The sequence below is a fragment of the Mesorhizobium sp. WSM4822 genome, assembly GCF_055811155.1.
This window is the reverse complement of sequence record NZ_JBVVQM010000015.1, coordinates 147,240-172,519: the sequence shown is the minus strand read 5'-3', so window position 1 is coordinate 172,519 and position 25,280 is coordinate 147,240. Positions and strand designations below refer to the sequence as shown.

The following is a 25,280-nucleotide window of genomic DNA, read 5'->3' as shown; positions in this document are numbered from 1 at the left end:
ATCTGGATGATCAAGGCGCCAGGGGCGGCGCCGTTTGTCACGTTGACTGCATCCAGGGTTTGCGCGCACTTGAAGCGTTAAGCCGAGTTTGGCGCAGCCCCCTACGAGGATTTGGATGATCAAAAACCGTTTCGCAATTGTCACACTAATGGCAACCGCGCTAATCCTTTGCCTGCAAGGCGCCTCGGCGCTGGAACTCCCGAAGCACGCCGATGCCGAGAGCAAGCTTGTTGTAGAACATGCAGAGGTCATTCTGGCGCCCTCCGGTTCTATGATGCTGGCTGGATACCTCACAGTGTGGAACGGTTCGAAGCAACAGGCAGATCTTGTCTCCGTTCAGAGCGACGATTTTTCGTCGGTCTCGCTTCATCGGACAGAAGTCATTGATGGGGTAGCCAAGATGCGTCCGATAACAGAGGGCGTGCTCATCCCCGGACATGCTGAGCTTGTGATGAAGTCCGGTGGCCTGCACATGATGCTCATGGAGCCGAAAACCGGTCTTAAAGCAGGTGACACGGTTGGTTTGCTGCTCACCTTTGAGGACGGCACATCGACCGCGACGACGGCGATCATTCGGCCGATCGGCACCAAGCCGACCGACCACCACCACGGTTCAGTTGATTGAGAGGCGGCCCCAATGACGATCTCGACCTTCCGCAAATTGACCTGGGGCGCGATTGCGGCAATTCTGGCTGTGTACGTCTATGTGGTTGTCGTGCCTTGGGTCGCACCAAGTCACGGCGAAGCAGAAGGTGTCGGCAAGCCGCTCGGAGGGCCCTTTTCGATGGTTTCGCAAACGGGCGAAACCGTCACTGAAAAGACCTATGCGGGCAAGGCCTGGCTCATGTTCGTGGGTTTCACGAACTGTCCCGATATCTGCCCCACGACGCTCGCCGAAATGTCATCCTGGTTCGACGCGCTTGGCGCCGAGGCCGACGACCTCCGCGGCTTTCTCATATCCGTCGACCCAGAGCGCGATACAGTGGCGACACTGAAGCAGTACATGTCATCGTTTGACCGCAGGATCGTCGCTTTGAGGCCGGAGCCTGCGGAACTCATGCGTTTTGCTGAGGCATACAGGATTTACTATGCCAAGGCTCCAACACAGGACGGCAACTATACGATGGATCATACGGCCGGAGTCCTTCTCTTCGATCGCCAAGGCAAGTTTTCCGGAACCATCGATCGCGAAGAGTCACGCGATATGGCCTTGAAGAAAATTCGACGCCTGCTTGCGACTGCAGGACGCTGAAGCCGTGCCCAAGGGAGAGCCTTGCCGTCGCGGCGATGCTCGAGCCAACGTGCCGACGCCAGGATCCGTCGTGGCGGGTCGCCCGCCGCTAGAGTCGAAGAGACCACCATATTGTAAATCCGATCATTCGATTTAGAGACAATCTTTCCTAAAATCCAAGCGCCTGTTTTTGGCCAGTTTTGACGCCTGTTTGATAGCCTCTTCCCATAAAGCTCTGGGGAGAGTGTCAACATGAAAAGCTTGGTTCTGAGCGCACTTGCGCTGGTTTTGTCCTGCGCGTCAGCGAGTGCAAATGCGCTCCATCTCAATCCTGCCCAACCGGACAAGGCGCCGAATATGCAGACGTTCGGACAAACGACGATACCGGTCGGCTACTACGAGTTGTGCCGGCGCCTTGCGAGGGAATGTTCGCGGCCGTCCGTCAGCGACTCGGTCGAGCTTACCCGGGAGCGCTGGAGCCAGATGTTGAAGGTCAACAGCCAGGTGAACGCTGCGGTGAAGCCGATGACGGATCTAGAGAATTTCGGCGTCGAAGAACGTTGGGCATTTCCAAAGGCTGTGGGTGATTGCGAAGACTATGCGTTGATGAAGCGCGAGCTTCTCAATCAGAGCGGATTTCCCCTTGGATCGCTTTTGATGACCGTCGGCCGGGATGCAAAGGGCGGCGGACACGCGGTTCTGACGATTGTCACCGACAAGGGCGACTTCGTGCTGGACAATGTCGAGCAGAAAATCCTGTTGTGGCGCGATGCCGAGATCTATTTCCTGAAGAGGCAGGCGCAAACCGACCCGAACACTTGGGTAAGCCTCGTGAACGGCTGAGCAATCAGTTTCGAATTCGGGCTGGAGAGGGCGCGAGCCAGGCGAATTCGACGCCGGCTGCCAATGCAAGGACAATCGTGGCCGTCCCGCCATAAAACATTTCGAGAAGATCGTGGCCGCCGACAATGCAATAGAGCCCGAACACCGCTGACAGGATGACATAGGTCGTTGAACCCACAACCGTAAAGATACCCAATCTTCTCAGAAGCGCCATGTCGTACCCATTCAGTCCATTCCCTCGCCTGGAACTATGGAACCATTCTCATCGGTTCGCCATTCACTGGTTTGTGACTGCTGGACGCAGGACAGGCGAAGGAGCCGGCCCGCGGCTCTCCTGGCGCAGGTGGACGAAACTTGACGCGAACACGGCGGCTACAAACAGCACGAGCGCGAACATCAAAATCATGTTGCGCCGTTTCCGGTTGCGGATGTCAGCTTCGGAAAGCTTTTGCAGGCTGATCTCCAACACCATTCCTCCAGTTTGACGGCGTTCAGCCGAGTTCAATCACTGCGCATGCCCGACGGTACCGCTGACAGAAGCGATGCACCAAATAGAAAGGCCGCTCCGCCAACGATGGCAACGTCGGCCAGGTTGAATGCGGGCCAATGCCACTCGGCGATATAAAAATCAAGGAAGTCGGTCACCGCGCCATTTTTGGCTCGGTCAACGATATTTCCAACGGCTCCGCCGGAGATGACGCCCAGGGCAGCCGCGTCGATGCGGTTCTTTGCCGCCGCCGCACAGCCAAAAATGATCAATGCGATGATGGAGGTGGCGGCTGTGAGAACGCCGGGTCGGCCGCCGAAGAGGTCTGCAAACAGCCCGAAACTGACGCCTTCGTTATAGCTGAGCACGAGGTTAAAGAAACCGGTGACCGGAATGACCCGAGGCGGCTGCATCACCAAGTCGACCATGACCGTCTTGGTGAACAGGTCGATAGACAACGCAGCGAGCAGGAAAAGTGTCGCAAGCAAGAGGCTTGCCGGTTGAATTTTGAATGCAGCCATGAACGATCACCATTTCTATCCCCGGAGTGGCCACATGCTATGCGGTCTCTAGCAGGGTGAGATGCAAGAGAGCGCCGTCAATTTTCCATTAAACATGCTGACGAAGAATGGCAGGATTGCTATAGCGGCTGCGAATCATGGATTGGGCGCATAAGCTCCGTATTCGTGATCGGGCGGACAGGCGGTGCCACGTGCTTCAAAGATTCCGCGGATTTGCCGCGCTGCTTATGCTTTCGGTCTTCCTGACGGCGTGCGTTACGTCGGCTTCCAGTGTTCTCGAACTCGATAACAAGGCCGCCCAACCCATTCCGGCAAAGCTTGTTGCCGAGATGCGCAAGAAGGGCATGTCGCCCGCATCGCCTGTTCTCGTCCGCATATTCAAGGAAGAAAGCGAACTGGAAATCTGGAAGCGCGATCGGTCGGGACGCTTCGCGCTGTTGAAGACCTATCCCATGTGTCGCTGGTCCGGGAAGCTCGGCCCAAAGACAAAGAACGGTGACCGTCAGGCGCCCGAGGGTTTCTATCACGTGACGGCGGGAATGCTGAACCCAGCCTCGCTCTATTATCTCTCGTTCAATCTTGGCTATCCGAACAAGCTGGAGAATGCGCTCGGCTACAGCGGCGAAGCGTTGATGGTGCACGGCGCCTGCTCGTCGTCCGGATGTTTCGCGATGACGGATGAGGGTGTGGCCGAAATCTATGCTGTCGCAAGGGACGCGCTGAAAGGCGGCCAGGCGTCGTTCCAAGTTGAAGCTTTCCCGTTTCGGATGACGCCTGAAAACATGGCCAAGAATCGGGGCGATCCGAATTTCGGCTTCTGGCTCAACCTTAAGCAAGGATATGATTTCTTCGAAGTCACACGCCAACAGCCAAGTGTGTCCTACTGCGACAAGCGCTACGTTTTTAATTCCCAGTTTGAAGGCGGGGAGCCCACCGAGCCGCTTGCCGCATGCCCTGCTTCCACCAGTTCAATCCCTCCCGCTGTAGTGTCCAGAGACGAGACCGATCTGCTTGCCATGAACAAGCTCGCGTCGGCGGGTGTTGAACTGCCGGTCCACGCCTACTCCGACGGCGGGATGCACCCATCGTTCCGAAAATTGCTTGATCGGCTGGGGCCGAAGAAACTGGCGGAAACGACTTCGACCAACTCCGTTCCCATCAGCCGCCCGGATGCGGCATTGGCAGATCCCCATGTCGAGAGCGAATAGCGCTCATCATATTCATATGCAAGGCGATGTGGGATACCATTCGGTTTTGCTGCCAGAACAGGCCTTGCGACAAGCCGCCGCCCTATGCTTCTACCCCTCTTTATGGTCTACTGACCGCTGATGGCGCGACAGATTGTTATGATCTTCCTGGGAGTTATGCTGCTCTTTCACGCAGCAGGCTTTTCCATAGCGGCCGCGCAAGTCCCTGCCGGTTCGCCTGTTGTTTCCATCGACGTGCAGGCTGATGGAAGTCGGGTCAACGATCCACTGGGCGACCGAGATGATCGAGACGTCTCCGGCGTTGGTTTTGCACAGCACTTTTCACCGTGTCATGACCACTGCGCTTGGGTAGCCGACAGCACTGTTCGACAGTTTCGTCGAGCCGCCAATGTGCAGACTTCGCCTGCGCCGACTGCTGCGGCTTCCACCATGGCGTCCGTCTCCGTTCCACCCCCTCGTTAGGCACCCCCATAGACAGGCCACGCGACGGCTCGCCGACTGGCCTGGCAGTTGCATGAATGGGGTCGCGTACTGACACGCCGGTTGCCGTCAGGTCCGAGAAGTCTGCCCCGGAGCCGCCCGACGATCGGGCGTTTGCGGGCCTGCCTCCAAGGCATTCAAAGTCACAAGCCGTTCGCGCTCGGCCGCGACGGATTTTCGACAAACCAATCCTGTAAACAACGGAGTAATCTATGAAACGTCGCCAATTCCTTGTCGGTGCCTCGGCACTGACTTTGCTGCAGACCCTGCAGCCGGTGTCCGCACAGACAACAATTCCGGATCTGCTCGCGCCTGGCCCGCTTCCCGAGAAGTCTTTCGGCAATCTCGACGCACCAGTCACTGTCATCGAGTATGCATCGTTGACCTGTCCCCATTGCAGGTCTTTTCACGTCGACACCTGGCCTGCGGTCAAGGAAAAATATGTCGACACCGGAAAGGTGCGCTTCATCATGCGTGAGTTTCCGTTCGATCCGCGCGCTTCAGCCGGCTTCATGCTGGCGCGTTGTGCGGGTGACGAGAAATGGTACGCAACCATCGACCTTCTCTATCATTCGCAGGACCGCTGGGCAGGTGTCAGCGATCCCACTGCTGCGTTGAAGTCTTTGATGGGCATTGCGGGCATGAAAGGCGAAGCGGTCGAGGCGTGCCTCCAGGACCAGCCCCTCCTCGACAAAATCACAGCGGTCGCCGACGCGGGGAAACGATACGGCGTCAATTCCACGCCGAGCTTTTTCATCAACGGCAAGATGTACAAAGGGGCGCTGACGATCGCGAAATTCAGCGAGATTGTCGATCCGCTCGTCGCGGCAGCACCGAAACAATGATGCAGCGCGCACAGAGGGTGAGGAATATGATCATGAAACCGGCCTTTTCGAAGTCTTGCGCACCGTTCCGCCTGGCGGTCCGAGCTGCTGTCATCTCCATCGCCTGCATGGCGTCTACCGTGGCGGCTCCGCAGGAGGATGGCGTTCTGGCTCGCGTGAATGGCACCGACATCACGAGCGCCGATCTTGCAACCGCGTCCGAGATGTACGCAGCGCAACTCGGCCAGATGCCAGAGGACGCAAAGCGGTCCATGCTGGTCGATGCGTTGATCGAGTTGCGGCTCGTAGCCGAAGCGGCGAAAGCAGAAAACGTCGCAGAAACCGAAGCCTACAAGCGACAAATGGCATTCTTCGAGGCGCACACGCTGCGCACGATATACATGGAAGGCAAAGTTGCGGCGCAGGTTACCGATGCGGCCGTGCGAAAGGCGTATGACGACGAAGCCGCTAAAGTCCAGCCGGTCCAGGAATACAGAGCGAGCCACATCTTGCTGGCAACCTTGCAGGACGGCAACGATGCCATCGCGGCTTTGAAAAGTGGCAAGGACTTTGCAGAACTGGCGAAGGAACGCTCGAAAGACGAGGCGTCCAAGGACAAGGGCGGCGATCTCGGGTTCATGAGTTCCGGCCAGATGATTGACGCGATCGACGCGGCAGCAGCGTTGCTGAAGCCGGGAGAGTTCACAAACAGCCCGATCAAAAGCGCGTTTGGATTCCATGTCATCAAACTTGAGGAGAGACGTGAACGGCCGGCTCCAGCTTTCGAAACTATCTCGGGGCAGATTCGCGCTTCGCTCGAAGCCACAGCCTCGCAGCAACTGCTGACTGATTTGCGCAGTAAGGCAAAGATCGAAAAATTCATACCGGACGTCACCCCGCCGCCGGGCAATGACGGCCACAACCACCAAGCCGAATGATGTCGCGTCTGGCAGCGGTGTCCTTGGCGTTGCACGCCACAGCAACCGGAGCATCCATCAACCGGTGGCAATGTTGTACTGCGCGAAGCGAAGGCAAACCGGTCCAAAGCCGAGCGACCCGCGACTCAATCAACTTCTCTCTTAGGTGAAACATGATCACACGTCGTTCACTCATCCTCGGGCTCGCCGCCGCAATGGCAACGCCGGGTGCCGCGTTGGCACGCAAGGCCGCGCAGCCCTTCGTTCTCGATCCGAAGTACCAGCCCCAGTCCGTCAACTTTGCCTCCGGCTTCGCGCCGGGTACTGTTGTCGTCGATCCGAAAAACAGGTTTCTCTACCTCATGGAAAGCTTGGGCGTCGCCCGGCGTTATGGGGTTGGCGTCGGGCGGGCAGGTCTAGCCTGGTCGGGAACGGCAACCGTTGCCCGCAAGGCCAAATGGCCGAGATGGAAACCAACCACGAACATGATCCGGCGCGATCCTGGCAAATACGGCAAGTATGTTGAGGGCATGCCCGGCGGGCGAGGCAATCCACTCGGATCGCGCGCGCTGTACCTGTATCGGAACGGCATGGATACCTATTATCGCATTCATGGCACCACCCAACCGTGGACGATCGGACGCGCCGTCTCGAATGGATGTATCCGGATGCTGAACGATCACGTTGCGGATCTCTACGAAAGGGTGCCGGTTGGCGCTACGGTCGTGGTCCTTTGAGAAGCATGGCGTCGGCCTTGTTGCCGCAGGTGAGACCGAACGCGTGGCGCCATATCATCGTGCTTTATACGTCGAGCGGATCCTAGAATTCGCCCTCTATGGCAGTCGCTCGGCCAAGGGTCCTCGTCAAACAAGGCCGCGAGTTTGCCGGGGAGGACCGGCGACGAACTGTTGAGCGAACACATTTCCTATCCCCTGATGAAAGATCCATCGCAACCAGTCCTATCCGGCTAAGCGCAACCTGCGCCGCGCCCTCGACCTGACCCGAGATGTTCGAGGATCATATGTCTTCGGCAGCGGCCACGGTTTTGCCACTCGGCCAAGGTTTATCGGCCTTTGGATGCACTTACGACGCAATGTCCAGACGGGCGAAAAAAGGGAATTTCTCATGGCTACCACTGTGACGTTAGCCTGGTATCTGGTAGTCGCCGGTCCAGGGGGCGGAATGGCGATGCTGCCCAATACCTTCGACAAGCGCGAGCAATGCATCGCCGCCATCACCGAATATCAGAAGCAGCCTGCGACCCCTGGCTGGTCGCTGCAATGCGTTCCGAGCGCCTCGCTTTTCACGAACGATGGTTCAGCGAATTAGACAGCCTGGATCGATATTCCTCCGCCAAGGCTCCGGACTGAACATTTCTTCAGCATGGGTACGCGGCACTTCGGCTCTTCTCGTTGGCCGCTCTTGGCAGTGGAACCGAGGCTTCTTGATCATGGACACGGGCCAGGACGCGCAGAGGTTGTTGTCACTCGCGTTGGTACATTTGCAACGGTTGCGGATTATTCAAGACTGCCTCGTGGCTGTGCAGTCAGGAGTCCATGACCCGAACTATCCCATGGCGCTTTCAAGCAAAAGCAGCAGCAGGAAACCGACGAAGAACATGGCCGCGACCCAAGGTCGGTCCGGGGTCTCATGCGCCTCGACCAGCAGCTCCTCCGTCACGAGATAAAGCAATGCGATCAGTCCGAAGGCGAAGAAGCCAGTGAGATAAGGACCTGGCAGAGATGCAATCGGCGTGGCGACCAGAGCCCCAACCGGCAGCAGCAGCACGAGGCCGGCGGTAAGACCAACCACCCGGCCCGGCTTCATCGACTCGCCGAGTTCGGCCGCGACAGTCAGACCGAGAAAGAGCACTTCGATCGTCAGTGCGATCGTCAGCAGCAGGCCGACCTTCTCGCCGGTGGCAAATCCGAGCCCAAGCACGAGGCCGTCGATCAGGATGTCGACGCCTATGATCGTGGTGAGACCGAGCGGCCCCTGCATGCGTTCTTCGAAGCTCTTGAGCAGGAGCATCACGATCACACCGATCGTGCCTCCGATAGCAACTGGCACCACCGCCCCGGCATGCTTGAGGTCAGGCAATATCTCGCCTGCCGCCGCGGCAAAGACCACGCCTGCCGCGAAATGCTGGATCGCGCTGACGACGAGCGGTCCCGGTCGGCGATACGCAGCGATCGCCGCGCCTATGATCGCGGCGCTCACGGGAATGAGCGTATAGATCAGGGTGGTCATTCCCAGCGATTGCATGGCAAGCCCATCTCCCCTGCTTGATCTTTTCAGCTATGACTGACTCAAGCATCAGGCCTTCGCAACGTGTGGCGACGGGCTGAAGCCCCTCTCACCCGATTGAGCCAAGACCAGGAAACCGCTCGAGCAACCAGTATGCGATCAGTTGCAGCCGGCCGGTCATCATCAGCAGGCCCATGACAATCATCACGCCGCCAGCTGTCACGTTGAGGATATGGCCGGCATACCGAAGGCGCTTCAAAGCCGCCGCCATGTTGGCGAACATTATTGCGGCCAGCAGAAACGGCACCCCCAACCCTAGACCGTAAGCAGCGAGGAGGACGGCGCCGCTGCCCGCCGAGAGCGCCGAGACGGTGAGGATCGAACCCAGAACGGGGCCTATGCAGGGCGTCCAGCCAAAGGCAAAGGCAAGACCGAGCAGGTAGGCACCGCTTGGGCCCGAGACCGAATTCGGTCCCAGCGACCGAAATTCCTGCATCAGGACCGGGATTCTGATCAGGCCCGTCATCAGCAATCCAAAGGTGATGACCAACGCCCCGCCGACGAGATTCGCTTCGGCGCTGTAGCGGATGAACAGACCGCCCAAGGCCTGCGCGCCAAGCCCGAGAAGCACGAAGACTGTTGTGAAGCCAGCAACGAACCACAGCGCCGGCCATGCCACGCGAAGGCGGTCGATCATGCGTGTGGATGACGGGTCAACCCCGTTCGATACGAAGGACAGATAGCCAGGGACAAGGGGCAGGACACATGGCGAGACGAACGAGATCGCGCCCGCCAGCATAGCCGTCAGCAATCCAATGGCCGAGACTTCAATCGCTATCACTTCCCAGCTCCGGCCAATTCGTACTCGCTGCGCGGGCTATCCCCGCGCTGCGGATGCTCGATGCGATCACAGCCCGCGCCAGCCTAAGAGCCCCATTGCGTTCGCCGTGACAATGGCTTTCGCTCCAAGATCGGCAAGAATCACAGCGGCACTTCAGCACTCCAGCGTCGATCCCGAATTCGGCAGGAGGGATCGACACTCCTGCGTTGATACGATCTTACCCTCCAATTCGAAGTCAGGCTGTACCTCCAGCAAGGCCGCAGACCTTCGGATGATGGCGCCAACGGTCGGTGCTGCGTTTGATCCAGCCGTCGCTCCAGCTTTCCCGTCCTCAACTTGCGGCTCGTCGAGAATGACAAGCACGACATATCGAGGCGCATCGATCGGGAAGGCCGCAACGTAGGAGTTGAAGCGCTTGTTCGCCGAATAGCGCCCATTGACGACCTTCTCCGCCGTCCCGGTTTTCCCCCCTACCCGATAGCCTGCCACTTGCGCGCTTCGACCGGAACCCTTCTGGCCATTCAGCTGGTACAGATAGCGCATCAGGTCACTCGTTTTTTTGCTGACGACGGCTACCTTCAGTTTATCCGCCTCCGCGCGCGAGCGTGGTAGGAATGTGGGAGGAATGAGGTCCCCGCCATTCATAAGCGCGGCAGCGGCTGAGGCCGTTTGAAGCGGCGTCGTCGAGACCCCGTGGCCGAATGAAATCGTGACCGAATTGAGCTTTTTCCAGATCTTTGGCTGCGTCGGCAGCGCTGTTTCCGGCAACTCGGTTTGCAAGCGCGTTAGCAACCCCATTTTGGTCAGAAACGCTCTATGCCCCTCGATGCCGACGACGTCTGCCTCTTTGGCCGTGCCGATGTTCGATGAGTACTCAAATATCTCTGGAACGGTCAATCGGCGGCCTTTCCCGTGGAAGTCATTGATGGTGAAGCCGCCGATGTTGAGGGGCCGCGACGCGTCAAAGCTGTCTGTGATCTTCACAAGCCCGGAGTCCAGCGCCATTGCCGTTGTAAAGCTCTTGAAGGTGGACCCCATCTCAAAGGTGCCCGCCGACATTCGATTCAATCGATCCTTGAGAAGTGCATCCTTTGGGTCGTTCGGATCATAGTCAGGAAGCGAGACCATCGCCCGAACCTCGCCTGTGTCGACGTCAAGAACGACGCCGCCTGCGGCGATGGCTTTGTATCGCGTCATCGCGGTGACAAGTTCATCCCGCACGATGTTCTGTATTCTGATGTCCAGCGACAATCTAACCGGGTTGAGATTGCCGCTTGCGGCAATGCCCTGCACCTGCAAATCCCGATAGCCTTGGTCGTCGACATATTTCTCCATCCCGGCAATGCCTCGGTTGTCGACGTCAACGAAACCGACGACATGAGATGCCGTGGCGCTGGCTGGGTAAAACCGCCGGATTTCGGGCATGAAGCCGATGCCCGGCAGTCCGAGGTTGAAGATGCGTTGCTGCTGGTCGGGCGACAACTTGCGCTGCAGCCACACAAAACCGACATCGCTGGACAGCTGAGCGTGCAGCGTCTGGGCGTCCAACTCCGGCAGCACTGTGCGCAAACGCTCGCCAGCCTCGTCTGCGTCGATAATTCGACGGGGCTCGGCAAACAGGGAAACGGTCTTGATATCTGTCGCCAGGAGCTGACCGTTTCGGTCGGTCAAATCAGGGCGTGATGTCGTTATGGCGTAGCGAGCGCCTTGAGAATTCTTCGCAGGCACAAAGCCCAGATAGGCAAGCTTTGCTGCAATAAGGCCGAACAATACCCCGAACATCACCATGACCGCGGCCAGCCGCGATCTGCCCCGGTCGACGCTGAATCGGCTGTAACCATCTAGGCTCATAGCTTCAATCGCACTGCGGTTCGACGGCCAAAACAGGTTGGAGATCGGCCCCAAAACGAATCGACGTCACATCCACTCACGAGGCTAACATCTCAAGTAGCTAGAGATTCAAGCTGGGATTTCTTCAATAGCGCGTACCGACCGCTGGATTGGCGGAGCCCAATACAACGCTCGAGCTACATGGCATCATCCCTGCGACACAATCCCATTTATCCGCGCCAATCGGAACGTGTATAGGTCTGATAGGGCAAATTCATGGGAGGAACTTGCATTGAACCGGCCAATCCGACTGTTCTGCGCTCTCGCGATGTTGATAGCGTATCCCGGCCATGCGCTTGCGCATGCTCGCCTGATTCAGGCCGCACCGGAGGCCGGTAGCATCATTGCCGCTCCGCCGACTGATATCAGCCTGCGCTTTAACGAGCGCATCGATGCTCGGTTCTCAAGCATCGATCTCACGGGGCCGGATGGTGCCAAGATCACCATAGGCGAGATTGCGGTGCAGGACCAGGGGATGGTGGCACCTGTGTCGGTTTCCCTCGCGCCGGGTGTTTATCAGGTTGATTGGAACGTGCTGTCTGCCGACGGCCACAAGCTTAAGGGCAGTTTCAAATTCGAAGTCAGACCGTAGGAATGGACGTCGACGGCGCGCTTGTTTTCGCTCGTTGGGTGTACTTCATTTCAGTGATGATCCTGTTTGGATCAGCGCTCTTCCCGATTTATGCAGCAGGCACGTCCGCCGCTCCCGAGCGCGTAGCCCTGCCGCGCAGTGTCAATGTCGTCCTCGCATTTGCCGCTGTCATATCCGCGTCAATCTGGCTCCTGTCATTTACAGCCGAACTCGCCGATCGAGAGGGAATGATCGAGACCTTGCGGGGCGTCTTGCTCGAAAGCGACTTCGGGACTGTATGGCTTGTCCGGCTGTCGCTCTCGCTCGCGCTCGTGCTGATGGTCATTGGTTTCCCGGGGCGGCCACAATTGGTCGTCGGGCCAGCTTTCCTGCTGCTGATCTGCGAGGGTTGGCAGGGCCACGCGGCGGCTGGGGGACTGCTCGGCTCATTGTCTCAAGCTCTGCACGTTGTGATTGCCGGAGCGTGGGTAGGTGGACTTCTGCCCCTGGGTCGCCTTATCGCGGCAGCGCTGCGGCACCCGTCCGAAGTCGCGGGCGTGGAGACTGTGTTGCGCCGCTTCTCCCGCTTTGGGATGGTGATCGTTGCGATTATTGCTGTGACGGGGGCTTTCGCCACTTGGCGGATGCTCGAAGGGTTGCCCGATCCGAGCAACAGCTACGGCCGGGTTCTCCTGTTCAAGATTTGCCTATTCGCCGCGATGGTCAGCTTGGCGATCTACAACAGACTTGCCTTGGTCAGACGCATGAGGTCTGCTCCGGCCAAAGGCCTGCTAACGCTGTCTCGCAATATAGCGTTGGAGCAAATCATCGGGTTTTGCGTGCTGCTGGACGTAAGCACGTTGGGGCTTATGGATCCCTATGCGTGAGGCGCTGACAAAGCGACCGCGTGATAACGTTTCGCGACCGCATGTCGATGCAAACTTGGTTCTCAAATAGCTCCCAATAAATGCTCGTCGTCTCTGGTTGGGGTCGGCATTTGGCCAGGGCCTTCCTTATGGAATGGCCCGAGGGTTTCGCAGCATGACCATTGTCTCGCCAGACAACGCATGTGCCCGACCAACGACCGTTGCTTGGTAAATGAAAGTGTAAATCTGGATCATAAAATACACAGAGCTATTTGCCATAACGTTATCCACGTTCCTTTCCAGTAATTTGAGACAGGATTGGTAGCGTCCCCCGTCAAAGGAGGGCGCGATGAAAAAACAAGGAACTGTCCTAGGATCCACCGGGCTCAGGGTGCTTTTGCTGGCAATCGGCCTTACCGGCATATCACAGCCAACAATGGCAAATGCGATTTCCGGGGATGGCGCCGCCACTGGTGCATTGTCGGAAAAAGTCGAAGCACCATCTCATCTTGGCGGCGTTTCGCTGGAAAGGTTTCTGGCCTGGCAGCCTGCCGCCGTCTACAAGAGCGACTATGGTGTTGCCACCGCGGACAGCCGGGCTGGCCTTTCAACGGCGCCAGACGATCTCGAAACAGACCCCATTCAGACGGCAACGATCATGCCGGGCGTATTCGGGTCGGTCGCATTAGCGATGCGCAACTTTCCTGCGTCGGCGCGCTGGGCGCCCGTCTATCGCGCCATCGTCGACTGCTCGGCGGACAGCGCCTGCGAGCGCACGAGCACCGTTTTTGCCAAAATAGTCGAGACGGCCCAAGGCAAGAGATTCAGCGAGAAGCTATCGTTCGTCAACAGCAGCATAAATCGGGCGATTGCATACCGGAAGGACAGCGTCGTCTACGCCTCATTCGACTATTGGGCCAAGCCGTCAGAAATCCTCCAGCAGCGTGCCGGCGACTGTGAGGATTTCGCCATCCTCAAGATGACGGCCCTGCTTCGGGCCGGCATTCCAGCGCAGAGCATGGCCGTCGTTGTTCTTCAAGATCGCCGCAGAAAATTCTTTCACGCAGTGCTGTCGGTAAACACCGCCACCGGCACATTCATTCTCGACAACCTGAGCAACACCGTCTCGCAGGACAGAGATCTTCCCGATTACCTGCCCCTGTATTCCTTCAGTACCGATCGCGCCTGGATCCATGGCTCGAAATCAGGCGGGGCACAGACAGCAACCATCGAGGGCGGCTTCGCGACAGTCGCTCCTGGCGAAGGTTCGCAGTACCCCTGAGATGAAGGACACGTTGCCGAATGAGGTGAGCGAGGCAGTCCACCCGTGTAGGCACTACACCTGTCGAACGGCGGCGGCGCCAGGAGCAACGGAGCGGCCGGCGCTGCAGAACACAGCCGTGGCGCTGCGCTGCCTTGGACTGTCATGAGCGCGTCAGATTGCCAAAACGTGTTTCAAGGAAAATACTGTATTTGGAGATGCTGAAACAGATGAGAAAATAGATCGCTGCGATGAACAGATAGGTTTCGGCAAAGGGGCTCGGCCAGGCAGGATCGGCAAGAGATGCCTTCCCCGCGCTCAGAAGGTCGAAGAGCCCGACGACCAGCACGAGAGCGGTATTCTTGACCATGACGATGATCGTGTTTGTGAGCGGTGGAATGACACTGCGCAGGGCTTGCGGAAGAACGATCAGCCTGGTCGTTTGAAGCCATGACAGCCCGAGAGCGCGCGCCGCCTCCTGTTGGCCCGGATGGACCGCCTGCAAGCCACCGCGCACGACCTCGGCGATATAGGCTGCCGAGAACACGGTCAGAGCGACACATGCACGCGCCAGCTTATCCAGGGTCATTCCATCAGGAAGCATGATCGGGAGCATGATCGACGCCATGAACAGAAGGCTGACGAGAGGCAGCCCACGAATGACTTCGATCAAGCCAATCGACAAAATCCGGGGCACGGGCAATGTAGCGCGGCGACCGAGTGCCAGCACAATTCCGAAAGGAAACCCGACGCCAAGTGACGATACTGCGAGCAGCAGAGTCACTGGGAGTCCACCCCATGCGGATGTGGGGACCGCAACGAGCCCGAAGGCGCCCCCGGCCATGAGCAGGATGAACATGGCCGTGCCCGCAATCCATGCTGCAACGAGCCACCACCGCCAATTGGCGGGATGAAGGCTGAGCGCCACCAGTGTCATGACCAGGACCGATCCCAGCAGCGGACGCCACTGCTGGTCGAGCGGATAGATTCCGAACAAAATCTGGCGATACTTGACCCGCAAGAATGCCCAGCATGCGCCATTGGCTTCCCGACATGCAGATCCGTCCGGGGCAGCCCACACCGCATCAGCGATGCCCCATCGGATCAACTTCGGCAGGGCCAGAACGAGGAAGGCCACAGCTGCCAGGGTGAGGATCGCACTCGCGGCATCGCCGAAGAGCACCTGCCACGCCGGCTTCCTCGCCTGAGGCGGGCGCACCGTCAAATCCTCTCTCGGGACCAAATCCGTGGCGAACCGTTCACTCGTCGCAGTCATCGCTGCACCAGCGCGACACGAGCGTTATACCAGTTCATGAACAGCGATATGGAGATGCTGATGGAGAGATAGACCACCATCAGGATCGCCACTCCCTCGATCGCCTGACTGGTTTGATTGATTGTCGTCGCCACGACGGCGGCAAAATCCGGGTAGCCGACGGCCAACGCCAAAGTGGTGTTCTTGACCACATTGAGGAACTGGCTTGTCATCGGCGGCACCATGATCCGCAAAGCTTGCGGCAGGATCACCAGTCGCACGATCTGCCGCTCGCGCAGGCCAACCGCTCGTCCCGCTTCCCATTGCCCGTTGGCAACGGCGCCGATGGCGCCACGGACGATCTCGGCAACAAAAGCAGCCGTATAGAGCACCAGACCGATCATCAGCGCCGTGAACTCCGGCGTCAGTGTTGCGCCACCCTGGAAATTGAAGCCTGCGAGCGCAGGTCTGTCGAATTGGAGGTCGCCAGTCGCTATCGAGACAGCGGCCGCTGCCGCCGTTGCCAGCAGGATCACGAACAGTCTCCGTGATCGGTGCGCGAACAGGCGATCGCTCGACCTCGAGAGCACCGCGTTGAGAATGCACGCCAGCAGTCCCACTGCCCCAATGGCCAGCAGGGCCAGGAGGCTTTGGCTCCAGACCGGCCAAGGGAAGAACAGGCCGCGCAAGGACAAGAATACGCCGGGAGCCGGCTCGATGGCGGCACGCGGTGCAGGCATTGCCAAGGTAAGAAGTCCGTACCAGAACAGAAGTTGCACAACGAGCGGGGTGTTGCGGAAGGTCTCGACATAGGCTCCCGCCAAGCCCGCTACGATGGGGTTTGCCGAGCGCCGGCCGATGCCAATGAAAGCGCCCACCATCGTAGCAATAGTGATCGCCACGACCGAGACATACAGAGTGTTGAGAAGGCCTGCCAAAAAGGCTTTCAAATACGACGATGTCGGGTCGTAGGCGATCAATGACTCGGCGAGAGGAAAGCGTGCCGCGCTGGTCAGGAAATCAAAACCGGTGTTGATCCCCCGCAGGGCCAGGTTTTCGACCGTGTTCAGTGTCAGCCAGAGAACCATGCCGCCGAAACCCGCCAGGATGACGCCCTGGAGAAGCCAGACACGAACACGAGCATCGTTCCAGACCCGGCCCATCGGATTGCTCTTGCGTTTCGCTTTTTCAGTTGAAGACCAACGGGAACATCAGGCCACCGTCACGGGCCAGCCGGTTGTAGCCGCGGTCAAGCTTGATTGGACTGTTCTTGCCGACATAGCGGTCGAAAATTTCCCCATAGTTGCCTATCTGCTTGACGATGTTGTAAGCCCATTTTTCGTCCAGTCCGAGCGCCTTGCCATTGCCCGGCTCGACACCGAGAAAGCGCTGGATCTTCGGATCGTCCGACTTCAGCATTTCATCCACGTTTGCCTGGGTGATGCCCAGTTCCTCGGCGGCGATCAGCGCCTGAAAGGACCATTTTACGATGTCGAAGAACTGGTCGTCGCCATGCCGGACAGCAGGTGCCAGCGCCTCGTAGTGGCCACTTGCCGCAATGATCGCATAGTCGTCCGGATTTTTGGCCTGGGTAGCGCGGGCCGAAGCCAGCGCCGATGCATCAGAAATCAAGGCATCGCAGCGCCCGCTGAAGAAAGCCTGACGGGTCGCCGGAACGTTGTCGAACAACACCGGCTTCAATCCTAAACTGTATTTCCGGTCGAGATCGGCGAGCGTCACCTCCGTTGTCGAGCCCGATTGCAGGCAGACCGAGGCTCCCTTCATCTGTTTCGACTCGGTAATGCCCAGGCTCTTCGGCAGAATAAACGCATCGTACTCGTAGTAGTTGGGGAAGGTGAAATTCAACCCGTTCCCGTCGCGCCGCAACGTCCATGTGGTCGTCCGCGGAAGAACGTCGATTTCCCCGGTCTGCAGCGCGATCAGACGCTGGGCTCCATTGAGCGGAACGAAGCGCGCTTTTTCCTTATCGCCAAGAATTGCAACCGCTATTGCCCGGCATGTATCCACGTCGAGACCCTGCCATACGCCCTTCTCGTCGGGCGCTGAGAAGCCGCTGTTGCCCTGGCTTGCTCCGCACAAGACATAGTCGCGCTTCTTGATCTGATCGACAGTCTGCTGGGCAAATGCACTCGCGGGTGCCAGGACCGACGCGGCGAGGAAGGCTATTATTGCGGATAGCCTGCGGTTCATTTTGTCACCTCTGGATTGGACGTGTTGTTGTGCTTGAAGCCGGTGTTTCGTTCCGTTTGCGCCGGCTCTGCGCCGGCAATCACCGAAAAAAACCCATCGAGATCCTCAACAAGGTCGACGACGCTCTCGAGCCCTACCGATAATCGAACGACTTGGCCTGAAGCCAGCCAATCCAGGTCGGGCCTGTTGTCGCGAGGATCGCTGGGAGCGATCAGACTGGTCGCCCCGCCCCAGCTGGCGCCGATCTTGAAAAATCGCAGCGACGCGAATGCGCGCTGCAGTGTCGCCGCCGTCGCTTTGGCAAGGACCAGCGCGAACACGCCATTCGAACCGTCGAAGTCTCTCTTCCAGATTGCGTGGCCCGGATGACCAGGGAGTGAGGGATGCAAAATCTGCGTCACCGCCGCATGGTGTCGAAACGCCTCAATCAGTTGCAGCGCCGAGCGCTCCGATTGGCGCAGACGAAGCGGGAGCGTCTTCAACCCGCGTGCGCACAAAAAACAATCGTCCGAATTCACGCCCAACCCAAGTAGCCGCGCTGTGTCCTTCAGCTTCCGGAACAAGGCCTCGTCACGCACCGCAAGGGACCCCATAAGCAGATCAGAGTGGCCGCTGGCATACTTCGAAAGCGATTGCATCGAAATATCGGCACCGTGGGCAAGCGCGTTGAACAGGATAGGCGTCGCCCATGTGTTGTCAGCGGCCACCACGGCGCCAACGCGGCGTGCGGCGACGGCGATTGCTGGGACATCTTGAACCTCGAAGGTCACCGATCCCGGCGATTCGACCCAAACGACCTTGGTCCTTTCATCGATATGGTCGGCAATGCCGGCGCCGATCGCCGGGTCGTAGCCGACGGCTTCGATGCCGAGAGACGTGAGCAATCTCGCCGCCAGGGATCGTGCCGGACCATACATGGAAAAGGGCATCGCAACCCGATCCCCGCTCTTTGCCAGAGCCAGACAGACAAGAGCGATCGCCGACAGACCCGACGGCGTCAGCAAAGCGCGCGTAGCGCCTTCGAGCGCAGCGATCTGAACCTCCAGCGCTCTCGATGTTGGCGTGCCGTAGAGGCCGTAGGAGTAGCCGTCATAGATGCGTTCATGACGGGATTCAAAGGCCTCGGCGGTTTCAAATACGATTGTCGAAGCCCGATGGATCGGAAGCGTCAACCCGCCGAATTCAGCTTCGTCGACCGAAGGGGGATGAATATGTAGGGTCTCGTTTTGCATGCTGCTTCCTGCTTTGTACGTTCAGGAAACCATGCTTGATCAATTCACGCCATGACGAGTTTGTTGGAACGCTATTCAGATTTGCTATAGGGTTCTTCGATGAATTTGAGAGATGTCGAGGTTTTCCATGCCATAATGATCGGCGGTGGCGCGAGCAGCGCGGCCGACCTGATGGGGATATCGCAACCCTCCGTGAGCCGATCATTGGCACAGTTGGAGCGCACCGTCGGCTTTCCGCTTTTTGAGCGCGTGAAGGGCAAACTCACCCCCACACGGGAAGGGCGGCTGTTCCATGCCGAGGTCACGAGAAACTTCATTGGCCTGGACACGCTGCGCCAAGCGGCCCTGAGAATTCGCGAAGTCGGTGCGGGTAGCGTGCGCGTCGCCTCTCTGGCGGCCCTTGGCATGGGGCTGGTTCCCCGTGCAGTCGCACAATTCCTGAAACATCATCCAAACGTTCATCTGTCGCTGCAGATCAGAACCTCGTCCGTCGTTCGCGATCTGGTGCTGTCGGGACAAGTGGATATCGGTTTGGCCGCCGACGAGATCGACACCACTGGCTTGCATTCGAGCATTTTTGCAACGCCGCGCGCGGTATGCGTGCTTCCCAAAAGCCACCGCCTTGCGAGCCATTCCTCGGTGCGTGTTTCAGACCTTCACCAGGAACGGTTTATTGCGCTTTCGCCGGAAGATACCGTTCGGCAATCCTTGGACCGGATGTTTGTCGCCGACGGGGTAGAACCAAAAATCGTTATCGATACGCCATTCTCCGCCACAGTCATCGCCTTGGTGGCCGAGGGAGCCGGCATTGGAATTGCCAATCCATTCTCCATCGATCCCGCGCTCAGGAGCCAACTGGCGTTTGTGTCATTCGAGCCGCAGCTCAATTTCCGCGCGCTGATCCTTCGACCACCAGGCGCGTCTCCATCGCGCCTCGTCAACGAATTTACGGCCCAGCTTTACGATGAGAGAAACGCATTTCGGCTGGCTTCACCGAAATCAGCCTAGCATGCCGTTCGCCAGCGGAGCACCGGTCGCTGCGGCCTACACAGTTCCCTTCCATCTTAGCAGCCGCATGGCGTTGGCGGTCACCAATACGGTCGCGCCCGTGTCGGCAAGAATGGCCGGCCAAAGGCCCGTGATGCCCACCACCGTCGTCACCAGGAAGACCGCCTTGAGCCCGAGGGCAATGGTGATGTTCTGCTTGATATTGGCCATGGTTGCTTTCGACAGCGCAATCATCCCGGCAATGTCGCCCACGCGGCCATGCAGAACGGCAGCATCCGCGGTCTCCAGCGCGACGTCGGTACCACCGCCCATTGCTATGCCGACGTCGGCGGCAGCCAGTGCTGGCGCGTCATTGATGCCGTCGCCGACCTTGGCGACGATGAGCCCCTGCCCTTTCAACTCGCCAACGATACGCTGCTTATCCTCTGGCAGCAGTTCGGCGCGGACCTCGATGCCGAGTTGCTTGCCTATCGCGGCAGCCGTGCGCTTGTTGTCGCCGGTCAGCATGACGGTCTTGATGCCGGAATCCGTGAGCGCCTTCAGGCCAGCCAGTGCGTCAGGACGTGGTTCATCGCGCATGGCTATGGCGCCCGCAGCCTTGTTGTCGACAAGAACGACCGAAACGGTTTTGCCTTCGTCATTGAGCGCCGCGATTTGAGACTTTTGCTCGCTGGTGAGTTTCGCCGCATCGTCTGCCGCCTGCGGCGATGCCAGGAAAATCTCGGCGCCTTCCACGGTCCCCTTGACCCCCTTGCCCCCAAGAGCCTGCGCCTTGGACGCGGCCGGGACCTTCACCTGGTCGGCCGCGGCCTTCGCCAGAATGGCAATGGCGAGCGGATGGCTTGATCCGGTTTCGAGCGCGGCGGCCAGACGCAGCACATCCGCCTGCGGTCTGCCAAAGGAAATCACGTCGGTCACCTGCGGCTTGCCGAGCGTAAGCGTTCCGGTCTTGTCGAGCGCCACGGCGGTAATCTTGCCCAGCCCCTCAAGGACCGCCCCGCCCTTCATCAGCAGTCCGCGCCTGGCGCCGGACGAGAGGGACGCGGCGATTGCCGCCGGTACGGAAATAACCAGGGCGCAGGGGCATCCGATGAGCAGCAGAGCCAAGCCTTTATAGACCCACTCGTTCCAGGCGCCGCCAAACACCAGGGGCGGCACGACCGCGACCAGGGCCCCGACCACAAGTACGCCAGGCGTGTACCAGCGTGAGAAACGATCAATAAACCGTTCGGTCGGCGCCTTGCTTTCCTGGGCCTCCTCGACCAGTTTGACGACGCGCGCGATGGTGTTGTCGGCGGATGCGGCGGTGACCTTGATGCGCAGCACAGCGTCGCCATTGATGGTGCCGGCGAAAACTTTGTCACCGACGCCTTTGCGCACCGGCACGCTCTCGCCCGACACGGGGGATTCGTCGATCGCGCTCTCGCCATCGGTGATGTCGCCATCGGCCGGTATCCGGTCACCCGGCCGCACCAGGATCATCGAACCGACTTCAAGGCTTTCGGCTGGCACCTCGCGGGTCTGTCCGTCCTCCTCGACGAAGGCGGTTTTAGGGACAAGCTTCGTGAGAGCCTGAATGCTCGAGCGCGCCTTTCCGGCGGCAACGCCCTCCAGGAGTTCACCGACCAGGAACAGGAACACCACGGTGGCGGCTTCCTCGCCGGCGCCAATGATAACGGCGCCGACCGCCGCAATGGTCATCAGCATTTCGATGGTGAAGGGAATGCCGGCGAGCGCTGCCATGACGGCGCGCCTGGCGATCGGCACGAGGCCGACCAGCATGGCCGCGATGAAGATCCAGACGCCGGACGGCGGCCACGCATAGTGAATAGCAAACGCGGCCACCAGCGCCGCGCCGGAGGCAATGGTCAGCCGGCCCTTCGGGCTCTTCCACCACGGACCCGAGCTGGGAGCGTGGTCGTGACCATGAAGGCCCGCGACCTCCTCCTCGTGGTCATGGTGATCTTCGCTGCCGTGATCGTGACCGGCGTGATCATGATCATGGTCCGCGTGATCGTGGCCGGCATGGTCATGGTCGTGATGATCATGGTCATGGTCCGCAGCAGCCGGCTCGGCCTTCGCCTTCGCCTTGCCCTTGAGTTGTGCCACCGTGTAGCCGAGCCCTGTGACCTTCTTTTCGATGGCCGCGAGATCGCTGTCAGGCTTGTGATCGACAGTCATGGTCCCGGCAGTGACCGACACACTGACATCTTCCACGCCAGGTATCCGACGAACCGCCGTATCGATTTTGGTGGCGCATGCGGCACAGTCCATGCCTTCGACGCGATAACGGGTTTGTGCTGCCGATGCGGCCATGATCTCAAGCTCCTACAATCTCGGAGGAAGCTACACTCTCTAGTAGCTAGAGGAACAAGGACAAAATGCACGTCTCGAGCGATTATTCCAGCGCGAATGGCTTCGCGCTGGCGTCATGCTTATCCTGGGCCTCCTCGGCCGTCTCGGAGATCTGCTTGGCGGTGGTGTCCAGTGATTGCTTGAGGGCGTTGCAGGGTCCAGGCGCAGTGGCTTGATGGGTGATCTTGTCGATCCGTTCGGCCGCGTCGACCGCGATGGCCTTGTGGCCATCCTCATGGTCCTTGAGGTCACGGTAGTAGGTCTTCCAGACCGTGCGCACGGCTTCGTCCGCACGTGCTTCATCGATCCACACCGGCATCGTGACACTCAACTTGAGCGTGATCACATCGGAAGTGACGCGGCAGGAATTGCCTTCGGCCACAAACGTAAACTTCCACGACATCTCATCGCCAACCTCACCCTCAATCACGCCATCACCATCTTTCTTGCCGACGCGATGCAAGTCGTCGTGAATTGCTTCACGGCTCAGGCCGCGCAATTCATAAGTCGACTGGCTAACTTCAACTTTCACCTCTGCCGAAGCAGGCGCGGCATAGACAAGGGCAGCAATGCCGGCTGCCATGGCTGCGTATCTGATCGGAATGCTTTTTGAGATTTGGGTCTTCAAGGTCGCTCTCCTTTGCATGTCTTCTACCAGAACAGCTGGACGATCATCAACACCGCTGCCGCGGCCATCACGGCAGTTGCGAGCCAGCCGACCAAGCGCATGGCCAACGGGACGGTTACATCGCTCATAACGTCTTTGCGTGCAGTCATCAGCAGCATCACCACCGAAATCACCGGCACAGACGATATGACTCCCAGATCGGTGCCAATGTTGCTGATGTTGGCGGCGGCGCCCAGGGTGCGACCGATGCGCGCTTATTTCCTGCACAACCGACATCAGCGGGTAGCTGAACAGCATGTCCAGATGAGTCCGCACCCGAATTGTGCTCCGGTTTGGGAGCATGGTATGTGGCGATACCGCTCGAATCGTCATCAGAAGCGCCTGTTATCAGCCCGGGACCAAGGACGCGAAGCAGTCGTGGCTTTGAAGGTCCGACGACTGGATTCGCAGCTTTCACGCTCAATGAACGCTCCCTGGCCCTAAAACCGCATTTAAACCAGTGCGCCAACGCGGTGGCTCAAGAAAAGCTCCAAAGGAAACAGAGTGTCCTGTGAGCATCTACAAAAAATCGAGTTAACTGGCTTTGGCAAACGAAGCGGAAAGGCTACGCCTTTCTCTCGAACCGCGACATCACAGGCTCCGGGAAAGTCCGCTTTCGAAGGCGCGACGTTAGCGGCCCCGCTTCGCCACCTCACCCCGACATCTCGCCGCATGGGTTGATGCGAAACGGTTCCCCTCGCGCACCGATCTCCAAGGCGGTCGCTTTGCCTTCACCGGGAACGTTGGCAAGCTTTACATACCTACTAGCGTGCACCAGCGACCATTCAATGCACTCATGAAGGGGCACTTGTCCGGTCAGTAGTATATCGATCACACCCCCATCGTGCTCGCGGCGATGGGTGCCAGCGCCAGTTCCTCTTCAGCGCCACGTCCAAACCGGAACGCTCAGCCACCCGCCTCGCCGTGATCTTGGTGGGTGGGCGCGGCGCTACATAAGACTGCTTGATCCTGAAGCAGCTAGAGGTGGTGTGCACCCCGGCTGGCCCGCACATACGGATGCTCAGCGAGGCAGCAGATGGCCGAGATTCCCCGGTGGAGACCTCGCTACACGAAACCATTTGCTTCTATAGCGGCAAAAGCATGTAGGGTTCCTCCCCAGAGACCGCAAATTTCGAAGACCGAGGAAGCATCACGCCATGCTGAGACAAGTGATCCAGAGCCGTTACAGGGTGGGACCGACATGGTGCTTGGGACAGGCGGCGCCGCAAGCCTGCACGGCAGCATCGTCGACGTCGCCGAGATGATCGCATTGACGACGAAGACGAATATCCGTCAGAATATTATCACCGCGCTGGGTCTGAAGGCTGTCTTCCCGGTGACCACCGTCGCCGGCATTACCGACCTGTGGCCCGCCATCCTCGCCGAAACCGGCGCGACGGTTCTGGTCACGGCCAATGCGTTGCAGCTGCCTGGGGCGTCGCCGTCCCCCGTTGATGTCCTATCTTCTTCGGGCAAGGGGATGGCAGGTATGCTGTCGCATGGCCACTAAAAGCGCACCCACGGCCAAGGTCGGCCACATGAAAAGTGACGCCGGTGCGGCGGTCGGCGCTGTGCGTGCCTCGCGGCGTCTGATTGCCGTCGATGTAGCACGTGGCATTGCCATCGCGGGAGTCGTTCTTTTCCATCTTGTCTGGGACCTCGAATTCACCGGCTTCGTCTCCGGGATCGCGCGACATCCCGCATGGCTGCTTTTCGGGCACTTTCTCGCTGGCAGCTTCATGGTTCTCGTCGGGGTCAGCCTGGTCCTGGCGCACCGCGAGAGGGTTGGATGGCGAGCCTTCGTGCGCAGGATCGCCGTCATTGTCGCTTCGGCGGTGGCGATCACGGTCGCGACGCTCCTGGCCTTTCCCGGCGCCTTCATCTACTTCGGCATCTTGCACGCAATTGCGGTTGCGACATTGATCGGCGTGGTCTTCCTCCGCGTTCCCGCCGCGGCAAGCCTTGCGGTGGGAGTTGTGAGCGTCGCATTGCCGTTCTTCCTGCATTCGACGGCCTTCGACAGCATATGGCTGGCATGGGTAGGATTCTCGACCTACCCCCCACCCAGCAACGACTACGTCCCGATCTTCCCGTGGGCGGGACTCACGCTCATCGGCGTCGCCGCGACGAAATGGGCGCTCGCGCGCGGCATCGACCGGCGCTTGCCTACCTATCCGCCCCAGGGGCCGACAGCGGTTGCGCTGACATGGCTCGGCCGACACAGCCTGGCGATCTACCTTCTGCACCAGCCATTGCTGCTGGTAGTCATCGTCACCCTGGCGCAGGTGTTGCAGGATTGAACCGAGGAGTGGGGACATCTGTCGACAATGAGGCAGCGTCGCACGGTCGCGATCATCGGGCCAGT

Annotated in this window: 26 protein-coding genes and 1 pseudogene; 14 read left to right on the top strand and 13 right to left on the bottom strand. The window is 59.2% G+C overall.

Features of this window, described 5'->3' with window-relative positions; translation table 11 throughout:
- Positions 1-115 precede the first annotated feature (115 nt).
- The 3 genes from AC0L3E_RS29135 to AC0L3E_RS29125 all read left to right on the top strand — a co-directional run bounded on the left by AC0L3E_RS29135 (position 116) and on the right by AC0L3E_RS29125 (position 2,074).
- Positions 116-625 (top strand): copper chaperone PCu(A)C, encoded by a 510-nt coding sequence (locus tag AC0L3E_RS29135; RefSeq protein ID WP_473606251.1) that lies wholly within the window; start codon positions 116-118, stop codon positions 623-625.
- Positions 626-637: 12 nt separating this feature from the next.
- A complete protein-coding gene (locus tag AC0L3E_RS29130; protein ID WP_473606250.1) occupies positions 638-1,252 on the top strand; it encodes an SCO family protein in 615 nt (204 codons plus the stop codon).
- A gap of 231 nt (positions 1,253-1,483) precedes the next feature.
- On the top strand, positions 1,484-2,074 hold the full coding sequence (locus tag AC0L3E_RS29125) for a transglutaminase-like cysteine peptidase (protein ID WP_473606249.1): 591 nt from the start codon (positions 1,484-1,486) through the stop codon (positions 2,072-2,074).
- A gap of 4 nt (positions 2,075-2,078) precedes the next feature.
- Here AC0L3E_RS29125 and AC0L3E_RS29120 read toward each other — a convergent pair whose 3' ends face one another.
- From AC0L3E_RS29120 to lspA, 3 genes are all read right to left on the bottom strand, one after another.
- The gene (locus tag AC0L3E_RS29120) at positions 2,079-2,288 is read right to left on the bottom strand and encodes a hypothetical protein (RefSeq protein WP_473606248.1); all 210 of its coding nucleotides are present in this window, start codon (positions 2,286-2,288) and stop codon (positions 2,079-2,081) included.
- Between the two features lie 63 nt (positions 2,289-2,351).
- On the bottom strand, positions 2,352-2,546 hold the full coding sequence (locus tag AC0L3E_RS29115) for a hypothetical protein (protein ID WP_473606295.1): 195 nt from the start codon (positions 2,544-2,546) through the stop codon (positions 2,352-2,354).
- A 29-nt stretch (positions 2,547-2,575) separates the two neighbouring features.
- Positions 2,576-3,082: a signal peptidase II gene (lspA, locus tag AC0L3E_RS29110; protein WP_473606247.1), complete on the bottom strand. Its 507-nt coding sequence runs from the start codon at positions 3,080-3,082 to the stop codon at positions 2,576-2,578.
- 227 nt (positions 3,083-3,309) lie between these two features.
- Here lspA and AC0L3E_RS29105 point away from each other — a divergent pair, with 227 nt between their 5' ends.
- From AC0L3E_RS29105 to AC0L3E_RS29085, 5 genes are all read left to right on the top strand, one after another.
- Positions 3,310-4,290, top strand: coding sequence for a L,D-transpeptidase family protein (locus AC0L3E_RS29105; RefSeq protein WP_473606294.1), 981 nt, complete (start codon positions 3,310-3,312; stop codon positions 4,288-4,290).
- 692 nt (positions 4,291-4,982) lie between these two features.
- The gene (locus AC0L3E_RS29100; RefSeq protein ID WP_473606246.1) at positions 4,983-5,615 is read left to right on the top strand and encodes a DsbA family protein; all 633 of its coding nucleotides are present in this window, start codon (positions 4,983-4,985) and stop codon (positions 5,613-5,615) included.
- Between the two features lie 32 nt (positions 5,616-5,647).
- Entirely contained in the window at positions 5,648-6,532 is an 885-nt protein-coding gene (locus tag AC0L3E_RS29095; RefSeq protein WP_473606245.1) for a peptidylprolyl isomerase, read from the top strand.
- Between the two features lie 152 nt (positions 6,533-6,684).
- Positions 6,685-7,248, top strand: coding sequence for a L,D-transpeptidase (locus AC0L3E_RS29090; protein WP_473606244.1), 564 nt, complete (start codon positions 6,685-6,687; stop codon positions 7,246-7,248).
- Between the two features lie 388 nt (positions 7,249-7,636).
- Positions 7,637-7,840 (top strand): hypothetical protein, encoded by a 204-nt coding sequence (locus AC0L3E_RS29085; RefSeq protein WP_473606243.1) that lies wholly within the window; start codon positions 7,637-7,639, stop codon positions 7,838-7,840.
- A 237-nt stretch (positions 7,841-8,077) separates the two neighbouring features.
- Here AC0L3E_RS29085 and AC0L3E_RS29080 read toward each other — a convergent pair whose 3' ends face one another.
- The 3 genes from AC0L3E_RS29080 to AC0L3E_RS29070 form a co-directional block, all read right to left on the bottom strand.
- Positions 8,078-8,776, bottom strand: a complete 699-nt coding sequence (locus AC0L3E_RS29080) for a ZIP family metal transporter (RefSeq protein WP_473606242.1) — start codon at positions 8,774-8,776, stop codon at positions 8,078-8,080.
- A 91-nt stretch (positions 8,777-8,867) separates the two neighbouring features.
- A complete protein-coding gene (locus tag AC0L3E_RS29075) occupies positions 8,868-9,599 on the bottom strand; it encodes a cytochrome c biogenesis CcdA family protein (RefSeq protein WP_473606241.1) in 732 nt (243 codons plus the stop codon).
- Positions 9,600-9,752: 153 nt separating this feature from the next.
- Positions 9,753-11,450 carry a peptidoglycan D,D-transpeptidase FtsI family protein gene (locus AC0L3E_RS29070; protein WP_473606240.1) on the bottom strand — a complete coding sequence of 566 codons (1,698 nt, stop codon included), beginning with the start codon at positions 11,448-11,450 and terminating at the stop codon, positions 9,753-9,755.
- 271 nt (positions 11,451-11,721) lie between these two features.
- Here AC0L3E_RS29070 and AC0L3E_RS29065 point away from each other — a divergent pair, with 271 nt between their 5' ends.
- The 3 genes from AC0L3E_RS29065 (at position 11,722) to AC0L3E_RS29055 (ending at position 14,208) form a co-directional block, all read left to right on the top strand.
- Positions 11,722-12,081 (top strand): copper resistance CopC family protein, encoded by a 360-nt coding sequence (locus tag AC0L3E_RS29065; protein ID WP_473606239.1) that lies wholly within the window; start codon positions 11,722-11,724, stop codon positions 12,079-12,081.
- A 2-nt stretch (positions 12,082-12,083) separates the two neighbouring features.
- Positions 12,084-12,947: a CopD family protein gene (locus tag AC0L3E_RS29060; RefSeq protein WP_473606238.1), complete on the top strand. Its 864-nt coding sequence runs from the start codon at positions 12,084-12,086 to the stop codon at positions 12,945-12,947.
- Positions 12,948-13,275: 328 nt separating this feature from the next.
- The gene (locus tag AC0L3E_RS29055; RefSeq protein WP_473606237.1) at positions 13,276-14,208 is read left to right on the top strand and encodes a transglutaminase-like cysteine peptidase; all 933 of its coding nucleotides are present in this window, start codon (positions 13,276-13,278) and stop codon (positions 14,206-14,208) included.
- A 142-nt stretch (positions 14,209-14,350) separates the two neighbouring features.
- Here the strand turns inward: AC0L3E_RS29055 and AC0L3E_RS29050 are convergent, their stop codons facing one another.
- From AC0L3E_RS29050 to AC0L3E_RS29035, 4 genes are read right to left on the bottom strand one after another with little or no spacing between them, the layout of a single operon-like run.
- Positions 14,351-15,463, bottom strand: a complete 1,113-nt coding sequence (locus tag AC0L3E_RS29050) for an amino acid ABC transporter permease (protein ID WP_473606236.1) — start codon at positions 15,461-15,463, stop codon at positions 14,351-14,353.
- Positions 15,460-16,605 (bottom strand): amino acid ABC transporter permease, encoded by a 1,146-nt coding sequence (locus AC0L3E_RS29045; RefSeq protein ID WP_473606235.1) that lies wholly within the window; start codon positions 16,603-16,605, stop codon positions 15,460-15,462. Before AC0L3E_RS29045 ends, AC0L3E_RS29050 begins: the two co-directional genes overlap by 4 nt.
- Positions 16,606-16,630: 25 nt before the next feature.
- Positions 16,631-17,653, bottom strand: a complete 1,023-nt coding sequence (locus AC0L3E_RS29040; RefSeq protein ID WP_473606234.1) for an amino acid ABC transporter substrate-binding protein — start codon at positions 17,651-17,653, stop codon at positions 16,631-16,633.
- Positions 17,650-18,885, bottom strand: coding sequence for a trans-sulfuration enzyme family protein (locus AC0L3E_RS29035; protein ID WP_473606233.1), 1,236 nt, complete (start codon positions 18,883-18,885; stop codon positions 17,650-17,652). Before AC0L3E_RS29035 ends, AC0L3E_RS29040 begins: the two co-directional genes overlap by 4 nt.
- A gap of 99 nt (positions 18,886-18,984) precedes the next feature.
- Here AC0L3E_RS29035 and AC0L3E_RS29030 point away from each other — a divergent pair, with 99 nt between their 5' ends.
- Positions 18,985-19,893: a LysR family transcriptional regulator gene (locus tag AC0L3E_RS29030; RefSeq protein ID WP_473606232.1), complete on the top strand. Its 909-nt coding sequence runs from the start codon at positions 18,985-18,987 to the stop codon at positions 19,891-19,893.
- Positions 19,894-19,929: 36 nt separating this feature from the next.
- Here AC0L3E_RS29030 and AC0L3E_RS29025 read toward each other — a convergent pair whose 3' ends face one another.
- From AC0L3E_RS29025 to AC0L3E_RS29015, 3 genes are all read right to left on the bottom strand, one after another.
- On the bottom strand, positions 19,930-22,209 hold the full coding sequence (locus AC0L3E_RS29025; RefSeq protein WP_473606231.1) for a heavy metal translocating P-type ATPase: 2,280 nt from the start codon (positions 22,207-22,209) through the stop codon (positions 19,930-19,932).
- A gap of 82 nt (positions 22,210-22,291) precedes the next feature.
- A complete protein-coding gene (locus AC0L3E_RS29020; protein ID WP_473606230.1) occupies positions 22,292-22,876 on the bottom strand; it encodes a DUF922 domain-containing protein in 585 nt (194 codons plus the stop codon).
- A gap of 23 nt (positions 22,877-22,899) precedes the next feature.
- Positions 22,900-23,055 carry a hypothetical protein gene (locus AC0L3E_RS29015; protein ID WP_473606229.1) on the bottom strand — a complete coding sequence of 52 codons (156 nt, stop codon included), beginning with the start codon at positions 23,053-23,055 and terminating at the stop codon, positions 22,900-22,902.
- A 1,049-nt stretch (positions 23,056-24,104) separates the two neighbouring features.
- Between AC0L3E_RS29015 and AC0L3E_RS29010 the strand changes: the two are divergent.
- A pseudogene (locus tag AC0L3E_RS29010) lies at positions 24,105-24,425 on the top strand (hypothetical protein); the annotation flags it as partial.
- Positions 24,415-25,215, top strand: coding sequence for a heparan-alpha-glucosaminide N-acetyltransferase (locus AC0L3E_RS29005; protein ID WP_473606228.1), 801 nt, complete (start codon positions 24,415-24,417; stop codon positions 25,213-25,215). The pseudogene AC0L3E_RS29010 and the gene AC0L3E_RS29005, both read left to right, overlap by 11 nt.
- Positions 25,216-25,280: the final 65 nt, after the last annotated feature.